Source organism: Enterococcus sp. S22(2020) (assembly GCF_020295385.1).
Taxonomy (GTDB): domain Bacteria; phylum Bacillota; class Bacilli; order Lactobacillales; family Enterococcaceae; genus Enterococcus_L; species Enterococcus_L dunnyi.
In genome coordinates this window covers 310,110-324,256 of sequence record NZ_JACFUD010000004.1, presented here as the reverse complement: position 1 = coordinate 324,256, position 14,147 = coordinate 310,110, and the positions used below count along the sequence as shown (strand labels likewise).

The window sequence follows — 14,147 nt, the reverse complement described above, 5'->3', positions numbered from 1 at the left end:
TGGATTTTTTAAATATCCAATGTCACAGTGACTTCTTGAATCGGAATATCATAAAAACGATCTTCTCTTCTACCTAAAAAGTCTTTTCCTTGTTGCGGGAATAAAGCATACATCAAGACATCTTCTGTTGATTTTGCATACTCCTTGATTTCTGCTTCATACGTCGACATCTCAGGTGTTAGTAAATCCGCAGGACGAACAGTAATAACTTCCTCGTCTCCAATGATCAATTTAGTCATTTCTTCAGAGATAGCTACAGGTGGTTTCCCATATAATCCTTTGACATAGTCTTTGATTTCTTTTGGTACTATTTTATAGCGTTCCCCACTAATAACATTCATCACCGCTTGCGTTCCCACCATTTGTGACAATGGCGTTACCAGTGGCGGATATCCAAGATCAGCTCGGACTTTCGGTACTTCTTTCAATACTTCCTCATATTTATCAACAAGTCCTTGCTCCGTTAACTGGCTCAACAAATTAGACAACATACCACCAGGTACTTTATAAAGTAATGTTTTAGGTTCCGTATCTTTGACCTTCGGATTTAAAAGACCTTCTTCTCTAAAGCTATCACGAATCGGATTAAAGTAATCTGCGATTTCTGCAACTTTATTCATATTTAAGTGTGTATCATAGCCTAGATTTTCTAAAGCCAAAGCCATAGATTCTGTTGCAGGTTGGCTAGTCCCTCCTGAGAAAGAGGAAATTGCTGTATCGATAATGTCTGCACCCGCTTCAACTGCTTTCAAGTACGTCATTTCAGCGATCCCGCTTGTCGCGTGTGTATGGACTTCTAAAGGCACTTGAATGTTGCTTTTGATTTCCGTCACTAAACGGTACGCATCATTTGGTGTTAGGATTCCTGCCATGTCTTTGATGCAAATTGAGTCCGCACCCATTTTTTCAAGTTCCGTCGTTAAATTCACAAAATAATCGATTGTATGAAACTCACTTGTCGTATAAGAAATTGCAGGTTGACAATGACCACCGTATTTCTTTGTGGCTTCAATCGATGTTTGCAGATTTCTAGTATCATTCAACGCGTCAAAAACGCGAATGATATCAATACCGTTCTCGATCGATTTTTGTACGAAAGCTTCAACGACATCATCTGCATAGTTTTTATAACCTAATAAATTTTGTCCTCTTAACAACATTTGTAATTTGGTATGTTTTACGGCCTTTCTAATTGCTCGTAATCGTTCCCACGGATCTTCGTTCAAGAAGCGGATACACGCATCAAAAGTCGCGCCGCCCCACATCTCTAGTGCATGAAAACCAGCCTCATCCAAAGTTTGGATAATTGGCAACATATCACTTGTTGGCATACGTGTAGCGATTTGACTTTGTTGTCCGTCACGCAGAACGGTTTCTGTAAAAAGTACTTCTTTTGTCATTTCATCTTTCCTTTCTCAATGAGTTGACTAATTGCTTGCTGCATTTCTTCTATACTATGACGTCGTTGGCGCCCGCAAATCTTTGCTTCATCCTCACAGATAAAACAACGACGCACGGGATACCCCAACTCTGTCCGACTAATAGAAAGTAGTTGTTGCTCTTTTGGATAAAGAACATCTAAGTCCAGCAAGCGACCATAAGGATGGCTCTCTTCCAAATCGATCAGTTGTTTTTTTATTACTTCAGGTGTCTCTCTAATGACTAAATAATATTCAGGTCCTGTTTTTACGTCACGGTATTTACGTGCAACTCTTTTTTCAGGAGGAATCAGCCGATCGATTGCTTCAATGACAGTTAAAAAAGTGGCTTTGAGTTGCTCATTCGTTTTTACAGGACCAGGAATATTCATGGTTGCGCTCAACAATGTTTCATGCGGATGCTTCCCTAAAAGTTCACGCTGAATCGATACACGTTTTTCCCTTGCATTCATCATATCGATCAGTTCAACTTCTTCACCTTGAAAATAGGCTCTACACATTTCTGACCACATCGATGATCGAACCGTCACGGTATTCAATCAAAGCAACGACTTTTTCTCCATATTGAATAGCTTCTGGACGATCAACGATACTGTATGCTTTTTCCTGCAGTTCTTTTATTGTAAATTTAGGCACATCAAGTCCTTCAAAATGCTTCATTAAATCTTCCCGTTCCGGATTGATAGCAATACCGATCTCTGTTACAACAACATCAATACTGCTGCCTGGTGTAACAACCGTGTTGACTTCCTCAACAATTGTTGGGATTCTGCCGCGGATCAACGGAGCAATGACTAAGCTCATTTTACAAGCAGCACTTGTATCTGAGTGTCCGCCAGATGCCCCGCGAATCACACCGTCAGAGCCGGTGATGACATTGACATTAAAATTCGTATCGATTTCAAGCGCTGAAAGAATCGCTGTATCAAGTTGATTGATCACAGATCCTTTACTTAATGGTGATGCGTACATGTTCGCATCGATCTCATAATGATTGTCATTAGCACCCAATGAGACTGCTGATGGATGATCGAAATCTTGGACATCAATGATTTTTTCTACTAATCCGTCTTCTAACAACTCGACCATCGCATTCGTGATACCGCCTAAAGCAAAGCTTGCAGTGATCCCATCTTTGATCATCGCTTCTTTTAAAAATCTAGATACGGCCAAAGCCGCTCCACCTGTTCCTGTTTGGAATGAAAAACCATTTTTATAATAAGGTGAGTGAGTGATCACTTTAGCTGCATACTCTGCAATCAAAAGTTCTTTAGGATTCTTAGTAAAACGAGTAGCTCCTTTAGCGATCCCAGCTGGATCACCGATCGCATCAACTTCAACAACAAAATCGACATCTGTTTGCGGAATACTGATCGGTGTATTCGGATATGGCATCAAGCTATCTGTAATAATCACTACTTGATCAGCATACTTCGCATCGATCATTGCGTAGCCTAAAGAACCACAAGTTGCTTTTCCTTTTGTTCCATTGACATTGCCATAAGCATCCGAGCTTGGTGCTCCTAAAAAAGCAACATCGATGTGAATGTCTCCTGTAGCAATTGCGCGGGCTCTGCCACCATGAGAGCGAATAACAACTGGATTTTCCATAATACCTTCTGAAATCGCTGCTCCGACTTTATCACGTAGACCGCTTGAGGTGATATTTGTAACGACTCCATTTTTAATATGCTCGATCAATGGTTCATGAACATTGGCGATAGAGCTTGGGGCGATCGATAAGTTCTTGATTCCCATTGCTGCGATTTCCTCTAAAACCATATTCATGACAAAATCACCTTCGCGGAAATGGTGATGGAATGAGATCGTCATTCCGTCTTTTAGTCCTGTTTTTTCAATCGCTTCTCTTAAGCTCCCCAATAATTTTGTATCACGTGGTCTAACCGGCTGGATCGTTCGGCTTGATTCTTTATATTCATGGATATTCGTGAACTCACCGGAAAACACGCCATAATTTTCAGCATAATTATCTGGAATTTCTTTGCCTACATTATTTTTCATTCTAGACTTCCTCCTCAGAAATCAATTTTGCTGCGATCGCTAAAGCAATGACACGTTCTGCTCGTTCAACGATCGGTTTGTCGACCATTTTTCCGTTGACTGAGATAACGCCAGAACCTTTTGCTTCGGCTTCGCGGATTCCCCAGATCACTTCTTTTGCTTGTTGAATCTCTTTAGCAGTTGGCTCATAAACACTATTTACTAAAGGAATTTGACGAGGATTGATCACTGATTTTCCATCAAAGCCTAGTTGTTTGATCTGCTCAACCTCAGCTAAGAAGCCTTCTGTATTATCGACATCTGAGTAAACCGTATCGATTGCAGCGATTCCTGCAGCTCTAGCCGAATGTAAAATAAAGCTGCGGGCAAAAAAGAGCTCTTGTCCATTAGGATAGCGGTGTGTTTTCATATTCGTCACATAATCTTCTGCACCTAATGCGATACCGATCAGCCGTTCGCTAGCCTTAGCTATTTCACGCGCATTCAGCACACCTTCCGCTGATTCGATCGCTGCCATCATTTTCGTCGTACCCACTTCGATCGTATATTTCTTTTCCATTTCAGTGATAACGTTATCTACATCTACGATATCTTGAGCCGTTTCTGTTTTAGGTAAACGAATGACATCTACGCCAGCTAAAACCATCGCCTCGATATCCTGATGCCCAACTGTATCTAATCCATTGATTCGAACCACTGTTTCCACCATTGAATAATCAAATGTTCGTAAAGCATTGTAGACAAGCAGGCGTGCACTGTCTTTTTCTTTTAACGAAACAGCATCTTCCAAATCAAACATCACAGAGTCTGCGCCGTATAATGTTGCATCCCGCAACATCGATGCGTTCGCCCCAGGTACAAACATCATTGTTCTTCTTAAGCGTTCCATGAGTGAATCACCTGCCAATCAATCGTTTCTTCATTAGCAGCTCGGTATACGGCTGCGACTGTTCTTGCTTGAATCGTACAGTCCAATGCACCTTTATCAATTGCTTGAACCTTTGCGTCAGTGACGGATAAATTAGTCAAGGTTTCCTGTATTTTTTCACGAATTTGACGGCCAAATTGTTTTTCGACACTGCTGTCCAGTTCAATTAGAATTCCGTTTCCACTATTTTTTCCAATTGTAATCATGATATCGCTTGATTCAGTTGTTCCAGCAGATGCGTTTTGTTTGATTTCCAAAGTGTACACCTCATTACTTATTATTTTGTTTGGTTATTGCTTCAAAAGTTGTAGGCGGAACAAGTGCCTTGATCGCTGCATAATTTTTCTCATCCATTAAAGCACGAACTCTAGAGGCACTGATCACTTCTTCACCACTTTTTTTTCTTGGTAAAATAACTAGCTTTAGTGCAGATCCGAAGGTCTTTTTCATCGCCTGATTATAAATTTCTGTTACTTCAGAAAATGGCTCTTCTCCAACAAATCTAGTAGAAATCGACAGAGCAGAAGCAATTTTTTCTTTAAATAGCGTGGCATCCAAAACAGCCTGTACTTGTGCAATACTAGCTTTTGCCTGATCCTTCAAAAAATAAGATGGAAAGGTCGCACTGGATACCATGTACTCTCGCGTCGGTAAAACAACAACATTTTCTAAATGCTTCGTTCCTTTTTTTACAAGTTCAAAACGTGTTTTTGCATCAAACAGCGAACGTTCCTCAGACAAAACAAACAGATAAACCGTTTCTACACTTTTAGCAGCTTCTGTAACTAAATATAAATGACCATTTGTAAATGGATTGGCATTCATTACGATTGCTGCATTATTCTTTGTCTTTCGTTGCTGCTTTTTGAGCTCCGTCAAATAGTCATTAAAATCTGGAAAGCCTTGCTCCATAAAAACTAGATCTGACGTTGCCGCGATTTCAGTAAATCCTAAAGAATGAAACAATTGACTCGTTTTTGGCTTTGTATATAAAAAATAATGTTGATAGCCGATATCCCGCAGTCGCTCTCGTAACGCCTGAACAATCTGAGTAAGCAGGTTTTCATTTTGATAAGAAGCGTCAATCGCCACACATTTTAAAATATTCCTAAAAATCGATCCTGTTCCAATCAGTTTTTCCTGATCGTAGATACCAATCGTATAATCCAACTGCTCATCAGGAAATAGTCCGGCAGTTATCAAAAAATCTGACCACTGCTGTTTGCCTAATGGATCTCGATCAAGCCAAATTCTTCTGATAGTCATTATTCATCACTTCCTACTTTTTTGGCGGAAATAATTTATTCAACATCGAAGACGCAAAGTAAATCACAAAAATGACAACAAACACGCCGCCCCAACCAAAAATCAGTAGCTCTAATGATTTTAGTAAATCAGCTGACATAAACAAACTCCTCTCCCTTTTTTCTATAAACCACTACGCAAGCAATGCTAATAATAAGCCGCCAGCGATAACAGACGCAATTTGCCCAGATACATTTGCACCTGCTGCATGCATTAAAATAAAGTTCTGAGGATCTTCATCTGTTGCCATTTTTTGAATCACACGACTTGACATTGGAAATGCTGAAATACCAGCGGCACCGATCATTGGATTGATTTTTTCTTTTCTAAACAGATTCAATAATTTTGCAAATAAAACACCGCCAACTGAATCCATCACAAAGGCCACTAAGCCAAGACCAATAACCATCAAGGTATCAACTTGTAAGAATTCCTCGTACTGCATTTTCACTGAAATCGCCAGTCCCAATACAATACTGATGATATTTACCAGCTCATTTTGCGCTGTAACAGATAAACGATCTAAAACGCCACATTCACGTAGTAAATTACCGAACATCAAGAACCCAACTAGTGGTAGAGAAACTGGTGCTACTAAACCAGCGACGATCGTAATCACGATTGGGAATAAAATTTTCGCTGTCTGCGATACTTCACCAGCACGGTAAGTCATACGAATTTTACGTTCCTTTTTCGTTGTAACAGCTTTAATCGCTACAGGTTGAATGATTGGAACCAAGGCCATATATGAATAAGCAGCTACCATGATCGCGCCCATATATTTTGAATTCAATGTATTCGCAACAAAGATAGATGTTGGCCCATCTGCTGCTCCGATGATTCCAATAGAAGCGGCATCATTTAAATCAAACCCTAATAGTACTGCAGCAATGATTGTAAAGAAAATCCCAAATTGAGCGGCTGCACCGAACAATAATAAAAATGGATTTTGTAATAATGGTCCGAAATCGATCATAGCGCCTATTCCGATAAATAGTAACAATGGAAATAATTCCGTTGAAATCCCCATATCAAACAACACTTGAAATGGACCAGCTTCGCCACCAGCACTTAATACCCCTGTGTTGGGAAAGTTAACTAACATCGTTCCTAATCCCATTGGTACTAGCAAGGTAGGTTCGTACTCTTTTTTGATCCCTAAGTACATCAAGATGCCTCCGATCAGCATCATGACAATACGACCAGGTTCCTGTCCCATCCCTACTACACCTTCAATTAATGTTTCCACAAACGTCACTTCCTCTTTTAAAATTAAACTCTTTTTTCTCTATTTATTTGATTGTAATCAATGGCTCTCCTGGGTTGACCATATCGCCTTGTTGAACGTGGATACCTGTGACTGTACCAGCTTTTCCAGCAACGATTTCGTTTTCCATTTTCATTGCTTCAAGAATCATCAGCGGTTGATTTTCCTGTACAGTATCTCCAACATTCACCAAAATTTTTAAGATCGTTCCCGGCATAGGTGATGGCATTGCATCACTGCCAGCTGGTGAACTTGTTGTTGGTGCAGTTTGCTCAGCAGGTGCGGGTGCAGGTGTTGGTGTTGCTTCTGCTACAGGCGCAGCAGCCGGAGCTGTTGGTGCAGCAACTGGCGCTTGTGGCACTCCACCAATTTCTTCCATTTCAACTAAATACTCTTTTCCATCAATAGAAATTTTAAACTTACGTAACATGTAAACTCCTCCTAATTAAATAAATGATCAACACTTTCTAACGAAAGTCTTGTACTGTTCATCATCAGCTCAATTTCTTTCGCTGTGATTCCCAGCAAAAGTGGAACAGGCTCGTTCAGCCTTGAATATAAACCTATTTTTCAAACATCCACATCAGCACAACTATTTTTTCTCTTGAATCGATCGAACAACAAATTGACTCTCTGGTTGGTCTGCTGAGGCAATACTAGAAGCAATCACTGAAACAAGTTCTGCCTCCGGATTTCTTTTCATGATGCGTTTGATCGTAAAACTACTATCTGGCTGATCACCAGCTGCAATAGCAGTAGCGATGACTGAAATGCGTTCATATTCTTCACGTTCAACAGGAATATACCCCGCTATTTTTTTCCATTCAGAATCTTCTTCAATCGGTTGAATCTGATTATGCTCTGTTTTTATTTCCTCACTTTCTTTAGTAAAAAGACGGCTAAATAACCCCATGGATTCACATCCTTTCTGCTTATGATTTCATTATAGGTAAAATCTTCGACAAAAAAACAATATCAGTGTTTTCAAATTGTTCTTTTGTTGTTTCTTAGTAGACATTTCCGTACAAACTTACAGGAAACATTGATATATAAGCGTTTCCAAGCATTTAATATTTTATTAACATCTTATTAACATCTCTTTAAGAAACCGTTATCATTCCTGTTTTTTTGGTGTTCTTTTTCTCCTTGCCAACTATTTATCTCAACAGACTTGCTTTACACTAAGCTTGTTAAACGAAACAAGAAAGGGTTTTCATAATCAGTTATATTGTTATCTTATTTCAATTGCTATTCTAATTCTCTGATTGTTTCAGACAACAATTTTATTATCAAAGGAGAGAGAAAAAATGTTACTTACTGTTTTGTCTTACGTCATGATCATCGTCTTTATGTTTGTGATCATGAAAAAGAAAATGTCACCGTTTACAGCACTAGTTTTGATTCCACTGATCTTTGCACTGATCGCCATCTTCACTGGTGTTTCAAACAAGGGATCCATCGGAGACTTTGTAATGGAAGGAATCAAGACAACTTCTACTACAGGTATTATGCTCTTGTTCGCGATTCTTTATTTTTCAATCATGCTGGATGCCGGTCTATTTGATCCGATCACCAAAAAGATGATCCACATTGCCAAAGGTGATCCAATGAAAGTATTGATCGCAACCGCGGTTGTTGCTGCTGCTGTTTCTCTTAACGGAGACGGAACAACGACTACATTGATTTGCTGTTCAGCTTTTATTCCTATTTATAAAAAACTGGACATGAAATTGATGAATTTGGGTGTTTTGGTTATTTTACAAAATACGATCATGAATTTACTACCATGGGGCGGACCTACTGCTCGTGCAATGAGTGTTTTAAATGTTGGAGCAGAAATTTTAGCTTATCTGATTCCTGGTATGATCATTGCTCTTTTATATGTCATCTTCATCGTTGCTCCTTCAATGGGTCGAAAAGAACGTGCCCGCTTAGGTGTCAAACAGCTAACAGATGCTGAAATCGATGAAATGACAACTGTAACAGATGAAGAAACATTAGCGATTCGTCGTCCAAAAAATTGGCTATTCAATGCTATTATGACAATTGGCTTGATTGCTTTATTAGTAACAGATTCATTTGTTGGACTTGGTTTACCACCGTTATTCTTATTCTTGACCGGTACGGTTATTGCTTTGATGGTCAACTATCCTGTTTTAAAAGATCAGTCATCACGGATCGGTGCTAACGGCGGAGATGCTGTTCAAGTAGTTATATTAGTCTTTGCAGCTGGCGTCTTCATGGGCTTGTTCCAAGGAACTGGTATGGCAGATGCTTTAGCTCAAAGTTTCACAAAAATTATTCCGGATCAATTAGCTGGCTTCTGGGGCTTAGTGATCGCTTTGATTTCAGCACCAGGTACATTCTTTATTTCAAATGATGGTTTTTACTTCGGCGTACTGCCTGTGTTAGCAGAAGCTGGACGTGCGTACGGATTTACAGATATGCAAATGGCATTAGCATCATTGATGGGACAAGCGTTCCACTTATTGAGTCCATTGGTTGCCTTCATTTACTTGTTGCTTCGTTTAACTGGTTTAGATATGGGACAATGGCAAAAAGAAGCAGCGAAATGGGCATTGGGAATTTTCATTATCTTTGTTGTAACAATTGTTCTAACTGGACATATGCCGTTATACATTCCTCAGTAAGGACACTGCATGCACAAAACTTTCTTAGATTTCTTAGCACTTTTTAAGGAATCTAAAGGAAAAGAAGTGTATATTTTTCCTACTATATCAGCAAAAGGAGTACTGGAAAATGAGTACAATATCAGAGGCTGTCGGAAAAAATCTAGATTTAAGTCTTAATGAGCCGCTAAAAGAGTTGGTTTACAAAGCATTTCGCAAAACAATCATTTTAGGAGAAATTCAAGCTGGACAGCGGATCAACGAAAAAGAATTTTCAGAAGTCATGAATATCAGCCGCACACCGATCCGCTATGCTCTGCAAAAACTGGTTGAAGAAGATTTAGTCGATCATGTTCCCGGTGTTGGTATCATCGTTAAAGGAATATCTATCAATGATGCACATGAAATTTATGCCATCAGAAAATCATTAGATGTATTAGCTACCTTGACTGCGATGAACGAAATGAATGAAGCGGACTTTGAAGAGCTGAGAGAATTGTTAGAGGAAACTGAACGGTTGAATGAAGCAAATGAAATCGATCAAGTGCTGCAAAAATTTTCAGACTTCAATGAATTGATCTATGAAAAAAGCCAAATGCGCCGACTCAAATCGATCGTAATGAAACTTAGAGAATATTTGATCTATTTCCGCGACATCTCTATTCGCTCAAAAGAACGTCGGGATAAAGCTTTGAAAGAACATTGGCTGATTTACTATTGTATGCTGAATCAAGAAAAAGAGCAGTTGGAATTGCTGATCACGGAGCACCTAACCTATTCACAGTCCTTTATCATCAAAGAAATGGAAAAACATTTAAATGACTCAGATAACTAATCAGGAACTCCTCAAAAAAATTAGTAATTTCGCTTTACAGTCTTTGCTTTTTGAAGCTGCTTTATATCCTAAGCCTGGCCTAGTTGATCCTATCAGTTCTGGGGCTCATAAGGATATGGATTACGGAACTTTTCTTGACAGCAGCCGAGCTCTGGCACCCTTTTTCACTGATTATCTTGAACTAGGTCTAACACATCATGGAACACCTGAAGCTTTGTTTCAAAAGGTTCGTTCCACCGGTCAGTTGGCCGAAAAAGAGATGCTCAAAAAAACCGAAGGAGTCAATACTCATAAAGGAGCTAATTTTTCTTTCGCATTGATTTTAGCCAGTATTGGAAAGCTGCTTCAAAAGGAACAACTGTCGCTCCCTTTTTCCGAAGCTGATACCAAAGCTATTTTTGACTATACGAAACAAATGACAAATAAACTTGTTGCTCAAGATTTTTCAAACCTAACAAAGAAAAAGGAACTGACGAATGGTGAAAAATTATACCTCGATCATGGTTTTACCGGTATAAGAGGCGAAGCGGCTGCTGGCTATCCTTCACTTCAGGAAACTGCTTTGCCCTTCTTGAGACAAAGGCAGTCGCTAAATGATAGAAAAACATTTCTGCTTTTACTCTTGTCTTTAATGGCAAGTGTCGAGGATTCTAACTTGATCAACCGCGGAGGGATCGATGCCTGGCAGCAGGTCAAAAAAATGGCCGCACAACAGGCACGATCTCTTTCAGAAGACTCTTCTATTGGTGAATTGGAGCGTAAGCTGGTCGTCTTTGATCAAGCATTGATCCGTGATCATCTGAGTCCGGGAGGCTCTGCTGATTTACTTGCATTAAGCTACTTTTTTGGTCAGATGGAAGGACTTGTTTAAGCGTTAATTAGAGGCTAAGAAAAAAAGCAGACACTAAAAAAATAAAGCAGCATTCACAAAAATGAACGAATCACTTTTGTGAATGCTGCTTTATTCTCAAGAGTCAAAAGCTTTTGTCTCAGCCTCTTTTCCTTCTGGATTGAATAGATAACCGATACCCCACACAGTTTGGAGATACTTCGGCTTTTTAGGATCATCTTCAATTTTATTGCGTAAATAGTTAATATACACCGTGATCAAGTTCTTATCGATTTCACCATCATTCCATACATTAGCATAGATCTGCTCCTTACTGAACACTTGCTGGGGATTTTCCATAAAGAACAAAATCATCATGATCTCCTTAGAGGTCATATTGACTACTTCACCATTTTTACTAAACTGATATTGATGTTTATTGAAGGAAAAAATACCTTCCGTCAACGTTGCTTCTTCACTATGTTCTCTTAGCGTCAGTAATTGCTCCGTTCGATTCAATGTGCTAATAACTTGAGCTCTCAACACATTTGGTGCAAACGGCTTTGAAAGGTAGACATCGCCTCCAGATTCTAAGCCGCTGATAATATCTTGTTCGCTTTTCTTCCCGCTGACAAAAATGATCGGTGTCAACGGTTGATGCTCTCGAATCAATTGAGCTAAATGATAACCATCATTTTCGTGCTCCAAACTAACATCTAAAAGAAACAACTGGAAATCGACCCGCTTCATGATCTCGATAGTTTTTTCGATCGTATCACTTTGATAAACCAGTAATCCCGTCGACTGTAGTGATTTCCAGATCAAACGGCGAATTGCCGAATCATCATCGACCACTAAGATTTTTTCGTTTCGCACGATATACACCCCATTGTTCATTTTACATACCTATACAATAGCCGAATTGTCTTCAAATTTCAACTTGAACTTGTTATGATATGAACATACTATGAAAGGAGTTATCCAAATGAAACGTACAAATAAGATCGTGAACCTTATGATCATAGCAATGACGCTTTTTATCATCGTCTCCGTATTCTTTGCGATCCGCGGCTTCTCAGTCATTCGTAAAACAACGACTGCCAGCGGCCAAGATTTTCTTTTACAATCAACTGAGTATGTCGGCAAAGTGATCCAGCTCTCTATGAAAAACCGTCATCAAGCATTGAACTATTTGGCTATTGACGGAAATTTAAAAAATAGTGATGATCCTGCCGCCTATTTAAAAAGCAGCCAATCCACCCTCACGACGTTTTTTGATTCATTGAACGGAGAAGCCGATGCTCTTTTTTACATTGATCCTAACGGAACACCGATTTACGCCTTTCATTGGGACTCAGAAAAAAAGACTGTAACGATCGCAGATACTCAAACTATTCAACCTTATATCAATCATGATTTATCTCTGAGACAGTTGTTAGATAAGCCAACAGCGCAAAATAGTGCTTCTTATTTTATTGATAAAAAAGCGTATCTTAATTTTTATCAGGAAATTAAAACGGCAGATGACAAAATCGACGGTTATCTGATTTTACCGCTGCATTTACAAACATTCTATCAGAATTTTCTACAAGATTTTGAACTAGATTACAAAGGTTATCCGATGATCAAAGATCAGTCGATGACAGTCGTTATGCATCCTGTTGCCGAGCAGGTTGGTTTGGATATCGTCACAGACCGTGAAAAAATTTATCCTGATCTTGACTACTCTGACTTAAAAAAATTAGAAAAATACCAACTAAGTCATTCTTCTGGAAAATTGACCTATAAATCTTATTGGTGGGATGAAGACGTTCCTAAAGAAGTTTTGAAAATCAGCGCATTTGAGTGGATCGATGTCGGCTTAGCTCATTGGGTCGTCGCAATCAATGCTGATTATAATGAACGAAACGATGATATCATCAATTTTGTCATCATGCTCTCCTTGCTTTTAGTCGTCCTGCTTTTACTTGTGGGTATCTTTTCTCTATTTATTCATAATTTTAGAAAAAAAGAACGCATCGAAGAAGAAAACAAACAGCTGATCGAAAAGCAGCAGCAGCAAAAATTACAGCATCAATTAGAATTAGAGCTTTATCAGCGGAATAAGATGGAAACAGTCGGTTTACTGACGACTTCTATTGTTCATGACATGAATAATTTCTTGACACCGATCATTGGAAATACGCAACTACTTTTAGAAGAATATTCAGATGATCCGGTACTAGAAGAAGATTTAGAAGATATTCTCCATTCTGCACAAAAAGGCCAACAATTGTCGGCCAATGTCCTGCGCTTTTCTAAAACACAACAAAGCGTACAAGAGTGGCTGGATGTTTCTGCTGCGATCGGTGTTGCGACACATTTGATCAAAGAGATCATCCCTAAAAATGTTCAATTATCGATCTCGATCCAAGAAAATCTTGGTACAGCTAAATTTGAAGAAATCGATGTCCAAAATCTGATCTATAACTTGATCACAAATGCATACCAAGCGACCAAAGAGCAGTCAACGATCCCTAAAATCCAGGTCACTGTTGCTCCAACGCCTAAAAAAGTTGCAGAAGAAATCAAGAAAGACAATATACGAATTCAATCAGAAGAACATTTCGTCACTCTGGAAATTACTGATAATGGTCCAGGAATTCCTTCTGACATTAGAGAAAAAATCTTCGAACCGTTCTTCACGACAAAATCTGCTGATGAAGGAACAGGTCTTGGTTTATTCGCAGTAGCTTCTATCATCGCCAAATATGAATGGTACTTGGATGTTCAGTCAGAAACAAATCAAGGAACAACTTTTTTGATCATTCTTCCTGTCCGTCCACCACAATAAAAACTATTTTTATCGCTAAAACGTTGGATCAGTTTCTTTATGCAGCTGATTCAACGTTT

General features: G+C 39.1%; 15 protein-coding genes. 4 read left to right on the top strand and 11 right to left on the bottom strand.

Annotated features, from left to right (window positions below; genetic code table 11):
- Positions 1-8: 8 nt before the first annotated feature.
- The 10 genes from H3T55_RS10115 to H3T55_RS10075 form a co-directional block, all read right to left on the bottom strand.
- Positions 9-1,400 carry an oxaloacetate decarboxylase subunit alpha gene (locus tag H3T55_RS10115; RefSeq protein WP_087641353.1) on the bottom strand — a complete coding sequence of 464 codons (1,392 nt, stop codon included), beginning with the start codon at positions 1,398-1,400 and terminating at the stop codon, positions 9-11.
- Positions 1,397-1,939, bottom strand: coding sequence for a citrate lyase holo-[acyl-carrier protein] synthase (gene citX / locus H3T55_RS10110; protein WP_225534366.1), 543 nt, complete (start codon positions 1,937-1,939; stop codon positions 1,397-1,399). The genes H3T55_RS10115 and citX overlap by 4 nt, the downstream gene beginning before the upstream one ends.
- Positions 1,932-3,461, bottom strand: coding sequence for a citrate lyase subunit alpha (gene citF, locus H3T55_RS10105; RefSeq protein WP_225534365.1), 1,530 nt, complete (start codon positions 3,459-3,461; stop codon positions 1,932-1,934). Before citF ends, citX begins: the two co-directional genes overlap by 8 nt.
- Position 3,462: 1 nt before the next feature.
- Positions 3,463-4,350 (bottom strand): citrate (pro-3S)-lyase subunit beta, encoded by an 888-nt coding sequence (gene citE, locus H3T55_RS10100; protein ID WP_087641350.1) that lies wholly within the window; start codon positions 4,348-4,350, stop codon positions 3,463-3,465.
- On the bottom strand, positions 4,338-4,646 hold the full coding sequence (citD, locus tag H3T55_RS10095) for a citrate lyase acyl carrier protein (protein WP_087641349.1): 309 nt from the start codon (positions 4,644-4,646) through the stop codon (positions 4,338-4,340). The genes citE and citD overlap by 13 nt, the downstream gene beginning before the upstream one ends.
- Before the next feature lie 13 nt (positions 4,647-4,659).
- Positions 4,660-5,655, bottom strand: coding sequence for a [citrate (pro-3S)-lyase] ligase (gene citC / locus H3T55_RS10090; RefSeq protein ID WP_225534364.1), 996 nt, complete (start codon positions 5,653-5,655; stop codon positions 4,660-4,662).
- Between the two features lie 13 nt (positions 5,656-5,668).
- Positions 5,669-5,794 carry an OadG-related small transporter subunit gene (locus tag H3T55_RS16635; RefSeq protein WP_087641347.1) on the bottom strand — a complete coding sequence of 42 codons (126 nt, stop codon included), beginning with the start codon at positions 5,792-5,794 and terminating at the stop codon, positions 5,669-5,671.
- Between the two features lie 33 nt (positions 5,795-5,827).
- Complete coding sequence (locus tag H3T55_RS10085) at positions 5,828-6,943, bottom strand: sodium ion-translocating decarboxylase subunit beta (RefSeq protein ID WP_087641346.1); 1,116 nt, start codon at positions 6,941-6,943, stop codon at positions 5,828-5,830.
- Positions 6,944-6,986: 43 nt separating this feature from the next.
- Complete coding sequence (locus H3T55_RS10080) at positions 6,987-7,391, bottom strand: acetyl-CoA carboxylase biotin carboxyl carrier protein subunit (protein ID WP_087641345.1); 405 nt, start codon at positions 7,389-7,391, stop codon at positions 6,987-6,989.
- Between the two features lie 162 nt (positions 7,392-7,553).
- Positions 7,554-7,874 (bottom strand): hypothetical protein, encoded by a 321-nt coding sequence (locus tag H3T55_RS10075; protein ID WP_225534363.1) that lies wholly within the window; start codon positions 7,872-7,874, stop codon positions 7,554-7,556.
- A gap of 394 nt (positions 7,875-8,268) precedes the next feature.
- Between H3T55_RS10075 and H3T55_RS10070 the strand changes: the two genes are divergently transcribed.
- From H3T55_RS10070 to citG, 3 genes are all read left to right on the top strand, one after another.
- Positions 8,269-9,612, top strand: a complete 1,344-nt coding sequence (locus H3T55_RS10070) for a CitMHS family transporter (protein WP_087641343.1) — start codon at positions 8,269-8,271, stop codon at positions 9,610-9,612.
- 109 nt (positions 9,613-9,721) lie between these two features.
- Positions 9,722-10,426, top strand: coding sequence for a GntR family transcriptional regulator (locus H3T55_RS10065; protein WP_087641342.1), 705 nt, complete (start codon positions 9,722-9,724; stop codon positions 10,424-10,426).
- On the top strand, positions 10,410-11,297 hold the full coding sequence (gene citG / locus H3T55_RS10060) for a triphosphoribosyl-dephospho-CoA synthase CitG (RefSeq protein ID WP_225534362.1): 888 nt from the start codon (positions 10,410-10,412) through the stop codon (positions 11,295-11,297). The genes H3T55_RS10065 and citG overlap by 17 nt, the downstream gene beginning before the upstream one ends.
- Before the next feature lie 96 nt (positions 11,298-11,393).
- Here the strand turns inward: citG and H3T55_RS10055 are convergent, their stop codons facing one another.
- Positions 11,394-12,131: a response regulator transcription factor gene (locus H3T55_RS10055; RefSeq protein ID WP_225534361.1), complete on the bottom strand. Its 738-nt coding sequence runs from the start codon at positions 12,129-12,131 to the stop codon at positions 11,394-11,396.
- Positions 12,132-12,240: 109 nt separating this feature from the next.
- Between H3T55_RS10055 and H3T55_RS10050 the strand changes: the two genes are divergently transcribed.
- Positions 12,241-14,088: a sensor histidine kinase gene (locus H3T55_RS10050; RefSeq protein WP_225534360.1), complete on the top strand. Its 1,848-nt coding sequence runs from the start codon at positions 12,241-12,243 to the stop codon at positions 14,086-14,088.
- Positions 14,089-14,147 lie beyond the last annotated feature (59 nt).

Bases quoted from the DNA above. Each gene is read 5' to 3' on its own strand.
- H3T55_RS10115 (WP_087641353.1), bottom strand. From the start codon at position 1,400: ATGACAAAAGAAGTACTTTTTACAGAAACCGTTCTGCGTGACGGACAA.
- citX (WP_225534366.1), bottom strand. From the start codon at position 1,939: ATGTGTAGAGCCTATTTTCAAGGTGAAGAAGTTGAACTGATCGATATG.
- citF (WP_225534365.1), bottom strand. From the start codon at position 3,461: ATGAAAAATAATGTAGGCAAAGAAATTCCAGATAATTATGCTGAAAAT.
- citE (WP_087641350.1), bottom strand. From the start codon at position 4,350: ATGGAACGCTTAAGAAGAACAATGATGTTTGTACCTGGGGCGAACGCA.
- citC (WP_225534364.1), bottom strand. From the start codon at position 5,655: ATGACTATCAGAAGAATTTGGCTTGATCGAGATCCATTAGGCAAACAG.
- H3T55_RS16635 (WP_087641347.1), bottom strand. From the start codon at position 5,794: ATGTCAGCTGATTTACTAAAATCATTAGAGCTACTGATTTTTGGTTGG.
- H3T55_RS10080 (WP_087641345.1), bottom strand. From the start codon at position 7,391: ATGTTACGTAAGTTTAAAATTTCTATTGATGGAAAAGAGTATTTAGTT.
- H3T55_RS10075 (WP_225534363.1), bottom strand. From the start codon at position 7,874: ATGGGGTTATTTAGCCGTCTTTTTACTAAAGAAAGTGAGGAAATAAAA.
- H3T55_RS10070 (WP_087641343.1), top strand. From the start codon at position 8,269: ATGTTACTTACTGTTTTGTCTTACGTCATGATCATCGTCTTTATGTTT.
- H3T55_RS10065 (WP_087641342.1), top strand. From the start codon at position 9,722: ATGAGTACAATATCAGAGGCTGTCGGAAAAAATCTAGATTTAAGTCTT.
- citG (WP_225534362.1), top strand. From the start codon at position 10,410: ATGACTCAGATAACTAATCAGGAACTCCTCAAAAAAATTAGTAATTTC.
- H3T55_RS10050 (WP_225534360.1), top strand. From the start codon at position 12,241: ATGAAACGTACAAATAAGATCGTGAACCTTATGATCATAGCAATGACG.